The following is a 13,864-nucleotide window of genomic DNA, read 5'->3' on the forward strand; positions in this document are numbered from 1 at the left end:
TACCCATGACGCCGGATCCAAGCACCCTCCTCCGTTCCATGTTCGTCGCGGCTATCGCCGCCGCCCAACCGGATCGCTGCGTTCCTCCCTTCCTGCCGCCTCGCCCGAAGGGCCGGCTGATCGTTCTTGGGGCCGGCAAGGCATCGGCGGCCATGGCGCGCGCCGTGGAACAGAACTGGGATGGGCCGATCGAAGGATTGGTGGTGACGCGGTACGGCTATGCCGTTCCCACCGAGCGCATTGAGATCGTCGAGGCGGCCCACCCGGTTCCCGACGCCGCCGGCCTTGAGGCGGCTAGACGCATTCGCGACATTGCCGCAAGCGCCGGTCCGGACGACACGGTGCTCTGCCTGATCTCCGGGGGCGGATCCTCGCTGCTTGCATTGCCGCTTGACGGGATCAGCCTCGACGACAAGCAGGCGATCAACCGGGCTCTGCTTGCCTCCGGTGCCCCCATCTCGGAAATGAACTGCGTGCGACGTCATCTTTCGGCGGTGAAAGGGGGGCGTCTCGCCGCCCTCGCCCACCCGGCAAAGGTGGTGACGTTGCTGATTTCCGACGTACCCGGCGACAATCCCATCGACATCGCCTCCGGCCCGACCATCGGCGATCCGACGACCTCCGCCGACGCTCTCGCCATAGTCCGGCGCTATCGCATAGCCCTCCCCCCCGCAGCGGAGGCCTTGCTCGCGAGCGGTGGCAGCGAGACCGTAAAGCCGGATGATTCACGTCTTTCGGGCAACGAGACGCACATCGTCGCTGCGCCCCAGGCCTCATTGGAAGCGGCCGCCATCGTCGCTCGAGACGCCGGCTTTGCCGTGCATATCCTCAGCGACGCCATCGAAGGCGAGGCACGTGATGTCGGTGCGGTTCTGAGCGGGGTTGCCGCACAGGTCGCCCGTCGCGGCCAGCCTTTCACGGCGCCTTGCGTACTGCTGTCGGGCGGTGAAACGACCGTGACCCTGCGGGGCAAGGGACGCGGTGGTCGCAATGTGGAGTTCCTCCTTTCGCTCGGGCTGCATCTGCGCAATTGCCAGAACATCTGGGCGCTTGCCGGCGATACCGATGGCGTCGACGGCGTCGAGGAGATTGCAGGTGCAATCCTGACGCCCGACAGCCTTTCCCGGGCATGGGCTCTCGGCATGAATCCGCAAGCAGCCCTGGACAATAACGATGGTCATGGCTTTTTCGGTTCACTCGGCGACGCGGTCGTCACCGGTCCGACACTGACCAATGTCAACGATTTTCGTGCCATCTTGATCGCCTGAGGTGTTGGTCCACCTAATTTTGATTGTATGACCGGGGCTTTAGCGAAAATTTCATCTGCCTGAGCGCAAAGTGAAGAGCGGCGCGTGCAGGCGAACGGACTGCGCACCGCCGCCAACTGCCTGAGGGTTCGCCCTGCCGAAAGCGGAGTGTTCGGTAATGCGCTCGGATGAGATCGGCATCGCAGACAGACACGTACGGCGCGTTTTGAGACAAGCGCGGATCGACAGATCCGGAGCCGTCAGTGTTATCTTTGCCTTGGTTATCCTGCCCCTCATGATCGCGGTCGGTGCAGCGGTCGATTATGCGATCGCAGCCAGGACCAGGGATATGCTGCAGGCTGCCGCCGATGCCGCCGCAGTCGGAGCGATATCCATGAGTTCCAGCGCTGTGAAGCAAGTCATTGCAAGCGGTGCGTCGGGGGAAATCAAGGTGGCGGAGAGCGACGCGCTGAAGATTGCTCAAGCAAATTTCAGCGGATCGAAATTTTCAAATATCACCTCATCACAAATATCGGTACAATATACGAATAATACGTTCAACTCAGACGTAAGTCTGACATCGGAAGTTCCAACCTATTTTGTTCGTATTTTTGGTGTCGATACCGTAACGGTTTCCGTGCGAGCCACCGCGCAGAACAAACCAATCTATTACTACAATTTCTATGTTCTGATCGACAACAGCCCGTCCATGGGGCTCGGCGCCACGGCGGCCGATATTTCCGCCCTCGAGGCTGTGAACGGCGGATGTGCCTTCGCCTGCCACATCACAGGGGCAAGCTATGACACATATGCCTTGGCCCAAAAGCAGGGCATCACCTTGCGTTACAAGGTGGTGTCGAGAGCCGTACAGTCGATGATAACCAATGCCGCTGCAAGCCAGCTGGTATCGAACCAGTACAAGATGGCGGTCTATTCCCTTGGTGCGGATGCGAAGACCACCAAGCTGACGCAGGTCGCCGGCCTGTCGTCATCTCTCGCGTCCGTCGCCTCCGCGGCGGCCAACGTCGATCTTATGACGATCCCGTACCAGAACTACAACAACGATCAACAAACCGATCTTCTAGCCGCGCTGAACGGCATCAGAAGCATCATGGGCGTGAGTGGCAGCGGACTGTCGGCGAACGATCCGATCAAGGTGCTGTTTCTCATCAGCGATGGCGTGGAGGACGCGGAGCGTCCGAAGAACTGTCGGGAGAAGCTGAACGGCAATCGATGCCAGCAACCACTCGACACAACGCCCTGCGTCTCAATCAAGGCGAACGACGTCAGACTCGCCAGCCTCTACACCACCTATCAGAAGATCCCGAGCAACACTTGGTACACAACCTGGATCGCACCTTTCCAAACGAGGATCGCGACCAACATGAAGGCCTGCGCCTCCGATGGCCTTTATGCCGAAGTACCGCCGTCTGGCGACGTCAGCGCCGTTCTGACTCAGTTGTTCGCCAACGTGGTGAGCGAAACGCACCTTACTCATTGAGGCCCCGATGAAAGGCTTGGAGCTATCGAGATTGTTCTACCGGGAGGTTGTCCGCCCCTGGTTGGACGAGGCTTTTCCGAGCCTCAGGCATGATGCGGGCATGTTCGGATACGGCTCCGAGCTTCTTGGTTTCGATGATGATATGTCGCGCGATCACAACTGGGGGCCGCGCGTCCAGCTGGTGGTGACCGGGGCCGATTTCGCTTCTCATGCCGAGGCTATTGTCGACGGCTTCGACGCGGTCAAGCCCGCGAGCTTTCTCGGCGAACCCATTGGTTACCGCTCGCGTCCCCACCCGCCCATTGTGGCGAACGACGCTCTTGGCCGTCCGGAGCACGGCGTCGAGGTCTTCACGGCCGGAGGAATACTGAGAACGCGGCTGGCTCTGGATCCGACTGTTCCACTCGACGCCCTGATCTGGCTGTCCATGCCCGAGCAACGGCTGCTGGAACTGACGGCCGGAGAGATTTTTCACGATGGTCTCGGGGACCTCTCACGCCTGCGGCAAACCTTTTCCGACTGTCCGCGCGACGTCAGTCTCTACAAACTGGCTGCCCAGTGGCGCCGCATCGCCGACGAGCAGGCCTTTGTCGGACGAGCCGGCCATGTCGGCGACGATCTCGGCTCACGCGTCATCGCCTCGCGGCTCGCGCATGACGTCATGCGCATAGGATTCCTTCTGGAACGGCAATACTCGCCTTATCCTAAATGGTTTGGCTCGGCTTTCGCCCGCTTGTCCGCAGCCAAGGCGCTGACACCGCTGCTCAACGCGGCGATCGCGGCTGACACATGGGAGAGCCGGCAAGCCCATCTGGCGCAGGCCTATCTCGCCGTCGCCAAAATGCATGAACCGGCCGGTTTCCCACTCTCCGTCACGCCCAGGATCGGCCCTTACTTCAATCGTCCGTTCCTGACGATCAACGCCGAGGAGATCTGCGCCGGGCTGGCCGCCGCGATCTCAGACCCACTCCTGCACGGACGGGCAGTCATCGGTTCGATAGATCAGATTACCGACGCCACGCCGTTGATCGAAGCACCGGAGCGCGCGCAGCAGGTGATCTCGGTCCTGCATCGGACTTGACCGGCTTCAGCCGAAACAAGCCCTCCATGGCCAGAGGCGGCGTCATCCATCACTGGGGGCGGATATCTGACACATGCCGTAGTTTGTCGGGGTTACGGGTCACGTAGATGGCTGTAATCCGCTCTTCGACGACATTCAAAGCTGTCGTTTGCAAGGTGCTGCCCGCCTCGATCGTGACGAACCCGGGCAAGCCATCGATGATCGCATAGCGGACGATCTGTGATGGCTGGATGGCGAAGTCGCGAGCCATCTCGACATGCCGGGCCAGCACTGCTTCGAGGCCGACCAGAGGCGCAAGCGAAGCGACAATCCTGCCGCCACCATCGGCAATCGCCACCACGTCTTCGGCCAGAAGCGTGCGAAGAGCGGTCATGTCCCCACATCGCGACGCGGTGAAGAATGCCCGTGCCAACTCAAGCCCACGATCCTTGTCGACGGCAAAACGGGGACGGGCTTCCTGGATATGGGCTCGCGCCCGGCTCGCCAGCTTTCGGCAAGCCGAGACCTCGCGTCCGACGATGTCGGCCACCTGATCAAAGGGCATTCCGAAGATGTCGTGCAGTAGAAATGCCGCTCGCTCCAATGGCGAAAGCCGTTCCAAGGCGATCATCAAGGGCAAGGTGATATCGTCGGCCTGATCGTGGTCTTCCGGGTCGAAGATCGGTTCGGGCAACCAGGGGCCGACATAGGACTCGCGTCGACGCCGGGCCGATTGCAGCTCGTTCAAGCAGAGCCTCGTAACGATCCTGCGCAGAAAGGCCGCTGGCTCGCGCACCGTCTGGTGATCGGCGGCAAGCCAGCGAATAGCCGTCTCCTGAACGATGTCCTCCGCCTCGGCGACCGATCCCAGCATGCGATAGGCGATCCGGATCAGGCTGGGGCGCATGTTCGACAAGATGCGCTCGGGAGACTCGTCGTTCACGATGAAATCGCTCTTCTTCAACTGTCCGAGTGAACCGAATCCACCTTGTAGAGCGCGGGCGAGACGGACTTTGCCAGCGCGGAAAGCCGCATCAGGAGCTCTTTGGATTCAGGCTTCTTCATGAACGATTCAAAGTGTTCCTTCGAAGCCCATTGCGCGTAGTTTACCACCTTCGTTCCGTCGAGACTGCTGTGCACGCTGACCGATACGAACCCCGGTTCGTTTCGGATCGCACTTTCGGTGACCTCAGACAGCAGTCGGGCGAGACCTGCCTGATTTGCCGGTTCGACCTCGTAGAGGTTTATCAGTGTCACTCCTTGGGTCTCAGTGTCGATCATTGCGATTGTTCCGCAGGGCATCGTCATCTCCTGTGCGAGTGTTGCACATGTCATGACAGGGCAACCGAGCGGAATGTGACATTCCCCATCTCCGGAATGCCGAGTGCCAGGCTTTTCTTGGGTTCTGGTCCGGGGCTGCATCTTTCTTTCGTTTTCGACCTGAATCGAGCCGACTTTCAAATCAATCAAAGGTTGTAATTTACGTAGATATCCGGACGGACGAGAAATATGCGCCAGTTCGGTACACATTCGAGGCGGAATGATCACCAATACGGCCTCAGACGCCTTGGCTGACCCGAATGCCGTGAACGCCGCCTCAACGCCCTAGGTATATTTGACAGGCTCGACAGCGATCTCGAATATCGTGTTAACGCCAGCTATACTGGCAGAAGAGGCTGAAATAACGTTTAGTTTGATAGCGTTTTACTTCCAATTTTAGCTTTCAAACCACAAGCCTCGCGCAAGGGTGGCGGTGTTTCCTGCAAGCAATGACAGTGCTTCAGGAGATCAGCGATGAGTCTTTACGGTGTCTTGCGCAGCGGCGTTTCCGGAATGAACGCCCAGGGCGGCCGGTTGGCCACCACCGCCGACAACATCGCCAACGCCAATACCGTCGGCTACAAGCGCGCCTCTACTGAGTTCTCTTCAATGGTGATCGGCAACAGTCGCTCGGGCGCTTATCAGCCGGCCGGCGTCACCACCCAGACGCGCTATGCCATCGGTGAGGCCGGCTCTTATCTTTCGACGACAAGCGGCCTGGACCTCGCCGTGACGGGCTCCGGCTTCTTCGTCGTGCAGGATGCCGGCGGCACCCCCTACCTCACCCGCGCCGGCTCCTTCGTGAAGCAGACCGATGGCACACTGAAGAATACCGGCGGCTTCACTCTGCTTGGATACGATTTGTCGGCCGGCACCCCTTCCCCGTCAGCCAACAGCCTGACGGGGCTGGTTGAGGTCAACGTCAATGCACTTGGCATGACTGCCTCGCCGACGACCAGCGGCTATATCACCGCGACGCTCAACTCCAACGCTACCGACGTGACCACCACCACGCCACCGGGCGCGCCGGCCAGCGCCAATACAGCTGCCTCCGTCTATACCAACAAGACCTCGATGACGACCTACGACAACCTTGGCAACGAGGTGATGCTCGACGTCTATTTCACCAAGACAGGCTCCAACCAGTGGGAATACGCGGTCTTCGATCGAGCGGGCGCCACCTCCGGCGGCTTCCCTTATTCCGCCACGGGCACGCCAGCCGTCGGGCCGCTTCTCGACTCCGGCACCCTCACCTTCGATGCCACAAACGGCAAGCTGACGGCGCCGGTCATCGCGTCCTTCTCCGTTCCCAACAACGGCTCGTCGCAGACCATGACGCTCGACCTCTCAGGCATGACACAGCTCGGCACCGAGGAGTTCAATCCGACCGGCGACACCGACGGCAATGCGGCCCAGGCGGTCGAGAGCATCGAGATCAGCGACAAGGGCATCGTCTACGCCATCTTCGGTGACGGCACCCGCAAGGCCACCTTCCAGATCCCGCTTGCCAACGTGCCGAGCCCGGACAACCTGACGCCGATCGCTGGTAACGCCTATGCCATCTCGATGGACTCGGGCGATCCGAGCGTCGGCTTCGCCGGCTCATCGAGCTTCGGCGTCATCAAGTCCTGGTCGGTGGAGCAGTCCAACGCCGACATGGCCAGCGAGCTGACGTCCATGATCGAGGCGCAGCGCGGCTACACCGCCAACTCCAAGGTCTTCCAGACCGGCTCCGACCTGCTCGACGTTCTCGTCAACCTGAAGCGCTGACCTCCAACCACTGGCGGATTCCTCCAATGTCCCTCTCGATGGCCCTCAACGTCGCCAACTCCTCTCTGCAGACCTCCGGCGTGCAGACGGCGACGACGTCGCGCAACATCGCCGCCGGCAAGGAGGCGTCCTACTCCCGCAAGTCGACCATGGTCATCACCGGCGCCGGCGGGACAGTCCAGGTGGTATCGATCCAGCGCGCGACCGACGCCGCGCTCTACAAGACCATGCTGAAGGCCACCTCGGCCTCGGCAACGCAGGATGCACTGCTCGACGGCCTGACGAAGATGTCCCAGACCATCGGCGATCCGGAGCTCGACCAGAGCCCGGCCGCCAGGTTGGGAGACCTCAACAACAAGCTCCAGCAATATGCCGCCAACCCGAGCAACACCATTCTCGCCCAAGCGGTGCAGAGCTCGGCCACCACGCTGGTGAACACGCTCAATCAGGCGACGACGACGGTACAGGCCACCCGAGCCCTCGCCGACGCCGACATGGCGTCGTCCGTTCAGCGTATCAACGACCTGCTCGCCAAGATCGATACCCTCAACACAAGCATCGTCCACGGCACCGTGACGGGGGCTGACGTCACCGACAATCTCGACAGCCGCGACAACCTCATCTCCCAGCTCTCCGAAGAGATCGGCATTTCCGTGGTGGCGCGCGACAACAACGATGTCGCCATCTACACCGACGGCGGCGTTGCCCTGTTCGAGACCCATCCGCGCGAGGTCACCTTTCAGGCGACCAATGTTTTCAGCGCTTCCACCATCGGCAATGCGGTCTACGTTGACGGTGTGGCCGTGGTCGGTGGGCCGTCGTCGATGCCCAGCACAAGCGGTCGCCTTGCCGGCCTTGCCACCTTGCGCGACGATGTGGGCGTCACCTACCAGAGCCAACTCGACGAAATCGCCCGCGGCTTGATCGAAGCGTTCACGGAAAGCGACCCGGCTGGCATCGGGCCTGATGTTCCGGGACTGTTTACCTGGCCGGCTGGCTCCATACCGGCCAGCGCGACCATCGAGACCGGCCTTGCCGGACTCATCATGGTCAATCCGGCCATCGACCCGACCACAGGCGGAAGCCTCGATCTGATCCGGGATGGCATCACCTACGACTACAACACGACCGACGAAGCCGGTTTCACCGAGCGGCTGAACGCGATGGTCACCGAGTTTGGCGAGGCGCGTGTTTTCGATCCGAACTCCGGAGCCGATCCCACCAACACGCTCTCCGACTACGCAGCTTCCTCGGCGAGCTGGCTCGAGTTCAACCGGCAGCAAGTCGATACCTCCGCGACCTACCAGTCGACCATGCTGCAGCGCGCTTCCGAAGCGCTGTCCAACACCACCGGCGTCAATCTCGACGACGAGCTGTCCAAGCAGCTCGAGATCGAACGCACTTACGCGGCGTCCGCCAAGCTCATCGCGGCGGTCGACCAAATGCTTCAGGACCTGCTCAACGCCGTCTGAGAGAGGAGTGAGACATGAAAACCACCTACATCTCGACCCAGGCGGCGTCCACTGCGTCCCGCCTTTCCATCCTCAAGATGCAGACCGAACTTGCCAAGAACACCAAGGAGCTGAGCTCGGGCCGCTGGGCCGATGTCGGTCTGGAGCTTGGGAACAGGACTGGACGCACCATCTCGCTGCGCCAGGACTACCAACGGCTCGACGCCATCTGCGATACCAACGGCTTGGTTGCCTCACGTCTCGACACAAGTCAGGCGGCGCTCGACGGCGTGCTGAAGAACGCCCAGGATTTCGCGGCCTCGCTGATCGCCGTTCGTTCCGGCAAGGTGGGCGCTGAGGTGGTTGCCGACGATGCCAAGAACAATCTGCAGTCGCTGATCGCCTCGCTCAACACGTCGATCAATGGCGAGTACCTGTTCGCCGGCATCAACACTGACGTTCGCCCGGTCACCGACTACTACGCGACGCCGACCTCCCCCACAAAGACCGCCTTCGATACCGCGCTTGCCACCTATTGCACCGGCGTCGGCGCCGCCAGTCCCGCCGATCTCACGGCCAGCGATCTGGAGACATTCATCGACGCCAATCTCACCGGCATGTTCGACGCCGCCAGCTGGTCGGCTCCGACCACCGGCTGGTCGTCCGCTTCCGGCCAGAACGTCAAGAGCCGGATCTCGACCTCCGAACTGATCGAGACCTCGGCCAACGCCAACGAGCCCGCCTTCCGCGAGCTGGCCATGGCCTACACGATGATCAGCGAACTCGCCGATGCCGGCCTTTCCGAGAAGACCTATCAGACCCTCATCGACAAGACCGCTCAAGTCATCGGCGAGGCTACGGTCGATCTGACTGTCGTCAAGGCTCGCCTCGGTACCGCACAGGAGCGGCTGAGCAATGCCAATGGCCGCATCAAGGCGCAGATGGATATCCTCAATCGCAACATCAACGATTTCGAACGGGTCGATCCGATCGAGGCGCAGACGCGCATTTCCGCGCTGGAAACCCAGCTCGACATGGCGTTCGCCCTGACCGGCCGCATGCAGCAGCTCAGCCTGCTCAATTATCTCTGATCCATCCCGGTCCACCGGGGCAGCTTGTCTCACGTCAACCCGCAGGGTGTTTCATGCATCAGTTTTCCTACGCCGACATTGTCGGCGACGCCGTCAACCTCGCGCGTCAGCACGAGGCCGAGGCCATGGACCATGCCGTCGAACTGCTCGAACGGGCCAAGCTCAAGGGCAGCCGATCGCGGGAAGCCACCGACGCCATCCTCTATCTCCGCCGTCTCTGGAGCTATCTCATCGAGGACCTGGCCAGCCCTGACAACGATCTGCCGGACAGACTGCGCGCCGACCTGATCTCGATCGGTCTGTGGATCATCAAGGAAGCGGAACAGATCCGCCGCAACGAGTCCGAGAACTTCGACGGACTGATCGAGATCAACGGCATCATCAGGGCGGGTCTCGCATGAGCAGTCGTTCGATGCACATCGGTCTCCGCGCCCGCGAGCGCCTCTACATCAACGGTGCGGTGATCCGAGTCGACCGCAAGGTATCCATCGAGCTTCTGAACGACGTTAGCTTCCTGCTCGAAGCCCACGTCATGCAGCCCGAGGAGACGACCACGCCGCTGCGTCAACTCTACTTCGCAGTTCAGATGATCATGATCGACGGAGCCGACAACCGCAGCGCTCGCTCGATCGCCGCCGGCCTGATCGCCTCGCTCGACCGGACGCTGATCAACCCGGACATTCGCATCGGCCTGCGGGCCGTGGAGGCTCAGCTCGCCGCCGAGCGTCCCTTCGACGCCCTCAAGACGATCCGCTCGCTCTTTCCGGTCGAGGCCGGCGTGCTGGGCGGACTCATCGCCGCCTGACCAGGAGATGCACCATGCAAGTCAACACCGCAAGCAGCCAAAGCACGGGCTCGTCCCAGGCGGCAAAAACGTCAGGTCAGGGCAGCTCCCTCGATTATGACTCCTTCCTGAAGCTGTTCATGGCCGAGATGAAGAACCAGGATCCGACGGCCCCGACAAGCTCGACGGAATACATCGCGCAGTTCGCCACCTTCTCGCAGGTCGAACAGTCGATGCAGACCAACACCAAGCTCGACGGCCTCTTGTCCTCGCTCGCCCTGTCGCAGGCCGACGGCATCATCGGTCGAACCTTGACCTCCGAGGATGGCAGCGTTTCCGGCAAGGTCACCGCGGTCCGCATCGTCAACGGCGGCGCCCTCGCCGACCTCGACAGCGGAAAGTCCGTGGTGCTCGGCCCCGGCGTGATCATCACCTGATGAACGAGTTCGACGCTCTCGACCTGGTCCGCGATGCCATATGGACCATCATCATCGGCTCAGGACCCGCGGTTCTGGCCGCCATGACGGTGGGCGTTGTCATCGCGCTCCTGCAGGCACTGACGCAGGTGCAGGAGATCACGCTGACCTTCATTCCGAAGATCGTCGCCATCCTGCTGACCATCGTCGCCACCGGCCCGTTCATCGGAGCCCAGATCTACGCCTTCACGGAAATCGTCTACGGACGGATCGAAAGCGGCTTCTAGAGAGCCTCGACGCGTCAGCTCGAGTTGTCGCTTTCGCCTTGGTCCCGGATGCAATCAGGAGCGCACCGCATGTCGAACCTCAGCCTGTCGCCCTCTGCCGGCGCCAAGAGCGCATCCGGCAAACGCGATATCGGCTTCGCCATCGGCATCGTCGCCATCCTGGCCGTGCTGTTCCTGCCGATTCCACCGGTCCTGATCGACACCGGCCTCGCGTTCTCCATAGCACTATCGGTCCTCATCCTGATGGTGGCGTTGTGGATCCAGCGGCCACTCGATTTCTCCTCCTTTCCCACCGTTCTCCTGATCGCCACTTTGCTGCGCCTCGCCCTCAACGTGGCGACGACGCGACAGATCCTGTCGGGTGGCCATGTCGGCGACGGTGCTGCCGGTCACATCATCCAGGGTTTCTCGCGCCTGGTGATGAGCGGCGACTTCGTCATCGGCCTCGTCATCTTCGCCATCCTGATCATCGTCAACTTCGTGGTCATCACCAAAGGCGCCACCCGCATCGCCGAGGTGGGGGCCCGCTTCACCCTGGACGCCATCCCCGGCAAGCAGATGGCCATCGACGCCGATCTGTCGGCCGGCCTGATCACCGACAAGGAAGCCCAGCTACGCCGTCGCGAACTCGAGGAGGAAAGCACCTTCTTCGGCTCGATGGACGGCGCGTCGAAGTTCGTGCGCGGCGACGCCATCGCCGGCATCATCATCACCGCCGTCAACATCTTTGGTGGCATCGTCATCGGCTCCACGCGTCACGGCCTGCCGGTGTCGGAAGCGGCCGATGCCTTCGTCAAGCTCGCCGTCGGCGACGGTCTGGTCACTCAGATTCCCGCTCTGATCGTCTCTCTGGCCGCCGGCCTTCTGGTGTCCAAGGGCGGCACGCGTGGTTCGGCCGAACAGGCGGTCATGGGACAGTTGGGCGGCTATCCCCGCGCCCTTCTCGTCGCCGCCTGCCTCCTGGCGGGCCTGTCGCTGGTGCCCGGCCTGCCCCTTCTTCCCTTCCTCGTTCCGGCCGCCCTGATGGGCTTCGTCGCCCGGTCGATCCCCAAGCGCCGCGCCGAGCGCGCCGCCGCCGAGGCCGCCGAGAAGACCCGTGTCGAACAGGAGACCAAGTCCGAGGCCAAGGACTCGGTTAAGGAGCAGCTCCGTACCAACGAGATCGAACTCTGCCTGGGCAAGCAGATTGCTGCGCGCATGATGAACAACCACGGAGAACTGGCCCACCGCGTCGGCAAGATGCGCCGCAAGTTCGCCCAGCAGTACGGCTTCGTCGTTCCGGACATCAAGCTCGGCGACAGCGTCGCCATGCCGCAGAAGGAATACCGCATCAAGATCCATGGCACCGTCATTGCCGCCCAGGAGGTGAGACTCGGCGAGGTGATGGTGATCACTGGCGACACGGCCGGTCCGGATGTGCCGGGCGACGAGACGCGCGAGCCCGCCTTCGGCATGAAGGCCATGTGGGTGTCGCAGGATTACGCGAACGAGGTGACGCGTGAAGGGTACACGCCGATCGACAGCATGTCGGTGATGCTGACCCATCTTTCGGAAGTGTTGCGCAACAACCTGCCGCAGCTCCTATCCTACAAGGACATGCGCATCCTGATCGATCGCCTCGACCCCGAATACAAACGCCTCGTCGACGACATTTGCCCGTCGCAGATCTCCTTCTCCGGTTTGCAGGCAGTGCTGAAGCTCTTGCTGGCCGAGCGCGTGTCGATCCGCAACCTCCATCTCATTCTAGAGGCGGTCGCTGAAATCGCGCCGCATGTCCGCCGCGCCGAGCAGATTGCCGAACATGTCCGCATGCGCATCGCCCAGCAGATCTGCGGGGACCTCGCCGATGGCGGTACGCTCAAGGTATTGCGCCTCGGTAACCGATGGGACCTGACGTTCCACCAGGGACTGAAGCGCGATGGCAAGGGCGACGTCATCGAGTTCGACATCGATCCCCGTCTGGTCGAGCAGTTCGGTACCGAGGTATCGGAAGCGGTTCGCAGCCGCATGTCGCAGGGGCATAGCTTCGCAGTGGTTACTGCGCCCGAAGCGCGCCCCTATGTGAGGCTCATCGTCGAGCGCTTGTTCCCGTCGTTGCCGGTGTTGAGCCACGTCGAGATTGCGCGCGGCGTCGAAGTGGAAGCGCTCGGAACCATCTCATGATCGGCTTCGGCTCGAACACCGTTCTGGCCGTTTGCCTGCTGTTCTGCCGGATTGGCGGCGTGCTGATGCTGATGGTCGGCGTATCGAGTACGCGCGTGCCGACACAGGTCCGCCTGTTCCTTGCAGTAGGCCTGACGCTTGCCGTGGCGCCAATGCTGATCGACCAGGCTTCTGCCGCCATAACCGACGAGGCCCCGGTGACCCTCCTGCGCCTGATCGTCGCCGAGACCTTCACCGGCCTCTTCATAGGATTTCTCGGTCGACTGTTCTTCCTGGCCCTGCAGATGCTGTCGCATGCCATGGCGATGACCGTCGGCTTCTCCATGCCTGGCGCGGCGGTCGAGGATCAGGAGGCCCTGCCGGCCATGACGACCCTCGTCATGCTGACGGCGACGCTGATGTTCTTCCTGACCGACCAGCATGCGAAGGTGTTGGAAGCGGTCATCGCTTCCTACAAGGTGCTTCCGGTTGCCGGCGTCTTCGACCCGCAGGGCAGCCTTATCGAAGTGACCGACACGCTTTCCGCCGCCTTTTGGCTGGCCCTGCGTCTTGCGAGCCCTTTCATCATCTATGGTCTGGTGATCAACTTCACGCTCGGCCTCGTCAACAAGATGACGCCGTCGATCCCGGTCTACTTCATCTCGATGCCCTTCGTTCTGTTTGGGGGGCTGATGCTGTTCTACTTCACCGCCGTCGAGTTCCAACAACTCTTCGTGCTGGGCTTTTCAAACTGGCTAGCCTCCCAATGACTTCGCCCGACAGAAAACGCCTCGA

Annotated in this window: 14 protein-coding genes; 12 read left to right on the forward strand and 2 right to left on the reverse strand. The window is 61.8% G+C overall.

Translation table 11 applies throughout. From position 1 onward, the window contains the following. The first annotated feature begins 5 nt into the window (after positions 1-5). From M4J40_RS01705 to M4J40_RS01715, 3 genes are all read left to right on the forward strand, one after another. The gene (locus M4J40_RS01705; protein WP_251751573.1) at positions 6-1,268 is read left to right on the forward strand and encodes a glycerate kinase; all 1,263 of its coding nucleotides are present in this window, start codon (positions 6-8) and stop codon (positions 1,266-1,268) included. Positions 1,269-1,425: 157 nt separating this feature from the next. Continuing rightward, on the forward strand, positions 1,426-2,748 hold the full coding sequence (locus M4J40_RS01710) for a pilus assembly protein TadG-related protein (RefSeq protein ID WP_251751574.1): 1,323 nt from the start codon (positions 1,426-1,428) through the stop codon (positions 2,746-2,748). Between the two features lie 142 nt (positions 2,749-2,890). Beyond that, positions 2,891-3,829 (forward strand): DUF4037 domain-containing protein, encoded by a 939-nt coding sequence (locus tag M4J40_RS01715; RefSeq protein ID WP_251751576.1) that lies wholly within the window; start codon positions 2,891-2,893, stop codon positions 3,827-3,829. Between the two features lie 49 nt (positions 3,830-3,878). Here M4J40_RS01715 and M4J40_RS01720 read toward each other — a convergent pair whose 3' ends face one another. Beyond that, the gene (locus M4J40_RS01720) at positions 3,879-4,751 is read right to left on the reverse strand and encodes a sigma-70 family RNA polymerase sigma factor (RefSeq protein ID WP_311134046.1); all 873 of its coding nucleotides are present in this window, start codon (positions 4,749-4,751) and stop codon (positions 3,879-3,881) included. A 17-nt stretch (positions 4,752-4,768) separates the two neighbouring features. Beyond that, the gene (locus tag M4J40_RS01725; RefSeq protein ID WP_251751578.1) at positions 4,769-5,089 is read right to left on the reverse strand and encodes an antibiotic biosynthesis monooxygenase family protein; all 321 of its coding nucleotides are present in this window, start codon (positions 5,087-5,089) and stop codon (positions 4,769-4,771) included. A gap of 513 nt (positions 5,090-5,602) precedes the next feature. On the opposite strand from M4J40_RS01725, the gene M4J40_RS01730 reads away from it, so the two are divergent. From M4J40_RS01730 to M4J40_RS01770, 9 genes are all read left to right on the forward strand, one after another. Next, on the forward strand, positions 5,603-6,898 hold the full coding sequence (locus M4J40_RS01730; RefSeq protein ID WP_251751579.1) for a flagellar hook protein FlgE: 1,296 nt from the start codon (positions 5,603-5,605) through the stop codon (positions 6,896-6,898). A 26-nt stretch (positions 6,899-6,924) separates the two neighbouring features. Then, positions 6,925-8,370: a flagellar hook-associated protein FlgK gene (flgK, locus tag M4J40_RS01735; RefSeq protein ID WP_251751580.1), complete on the forward strand. Its 1,446-nt coding sequence runs from the start codon at positions 6,925-6,927 to the stop codon at positions 8,368-8,370. A gap of 14 nt (positions 8,371-8,384) precedes the next feature. After that, positions 8,385-9,440, forward strand: a complete 1,056-nt coding sequence (locus M4J40_RS01740) for a flagellar hook-associated family protein (RefSeq protein WP_251751582.1) — start codon at positions 8,385-8,387, stop codon at positions 9,438-9,440. A 53-nt stretch (positions 9,441-9,493) separates the two neighbouring features. After that, positions 9,494-9,841, forward strand: a complete 348-nt coding sequence (gene flaF, locus M4J40_RS01745) for a flagellar biosynthesis regulator FlaF (RefSeq protein WP_251751583.1) — start codon at positions 9,494-9,496, stop codon at positions 9,839-9,841. Further along, positions 9,838-10,245, forward strand: a complete 408-nt coding sequence (gene flbT / locus M4J40_RS01750; protein ID WP_251751585.1) for a flagellar biosynthesis repressor FlbT — start codon at positions 9,838-9,840, stop codon at positions 10,243-10,245. The genes flaF and flbT overlap by 4 nt, the downstream gene beginning before the upstream one ends. Positions 10,246-10,259: 14 nt before the next feature. Further along, positions 10,260-10,661, forward strand: coding sequence for a flagellar hook assembly protein FlgD (flgD, locus tag M4J40_RS01755; protein ID WP_251751587.1), 402 nt, complete (start codon positions 10,260-10,262; stop codon positions 10,659-10,661). Continuing rightward, positions 10,661-10,927, forward strand: a complete 267-nt coding sequence (fliQ, locus tag M4J40_RS01760; RefSeq protein ID WP_100079153.1) for a flagellar biosynthesis protein FliQ — start codon at positions 10,661-10,663, stop codon at positions 10,925-10,927. The genes flgD and fliQ overlap by 1 nt, the downstream gene beginning before the upstream one ends. Before the next feature lie 69 nt (positions 10,928-10,996). Next, positions 10,997-13,090 (forward strand): flagellar biosynthesis protein FlhA, encoded by a 2,094-nt coding sequence (gene flhA / locus M4J40_RS01765; RefSeq protein WP_251751589.1) that lies wholly within the window; start codon positions 10,997-10,999, stop codon positions 13,088-13,090. Next, positions 13,087-13,839, forward strand: a complete 753-nt coding sequence (locus M4J40_RS01770; RefSeq protein ID WP_251751591.1) for a flagellar biosynthetic protein FliR — start codon at positions 13,087-13,089, stop codon at positions 13,837-13,839. The genes flhA and M4J40_RS01770 overlap by 4 nt, the downstream gene beginning before the upstream one ends. Positions 13,840-13,864 lie beyond the last annotated feature (25 nt).

The sequence above is a fragment of the Pleomorphomonas sp. JP5 genome, from assembly GCF_023721815.1.
Lineage (GTDB): Bacteria > Pseudomonadota > Alphaproteobacteria > Rhizobiales > Pleomorphomonadaceae > Pleomorphomonas.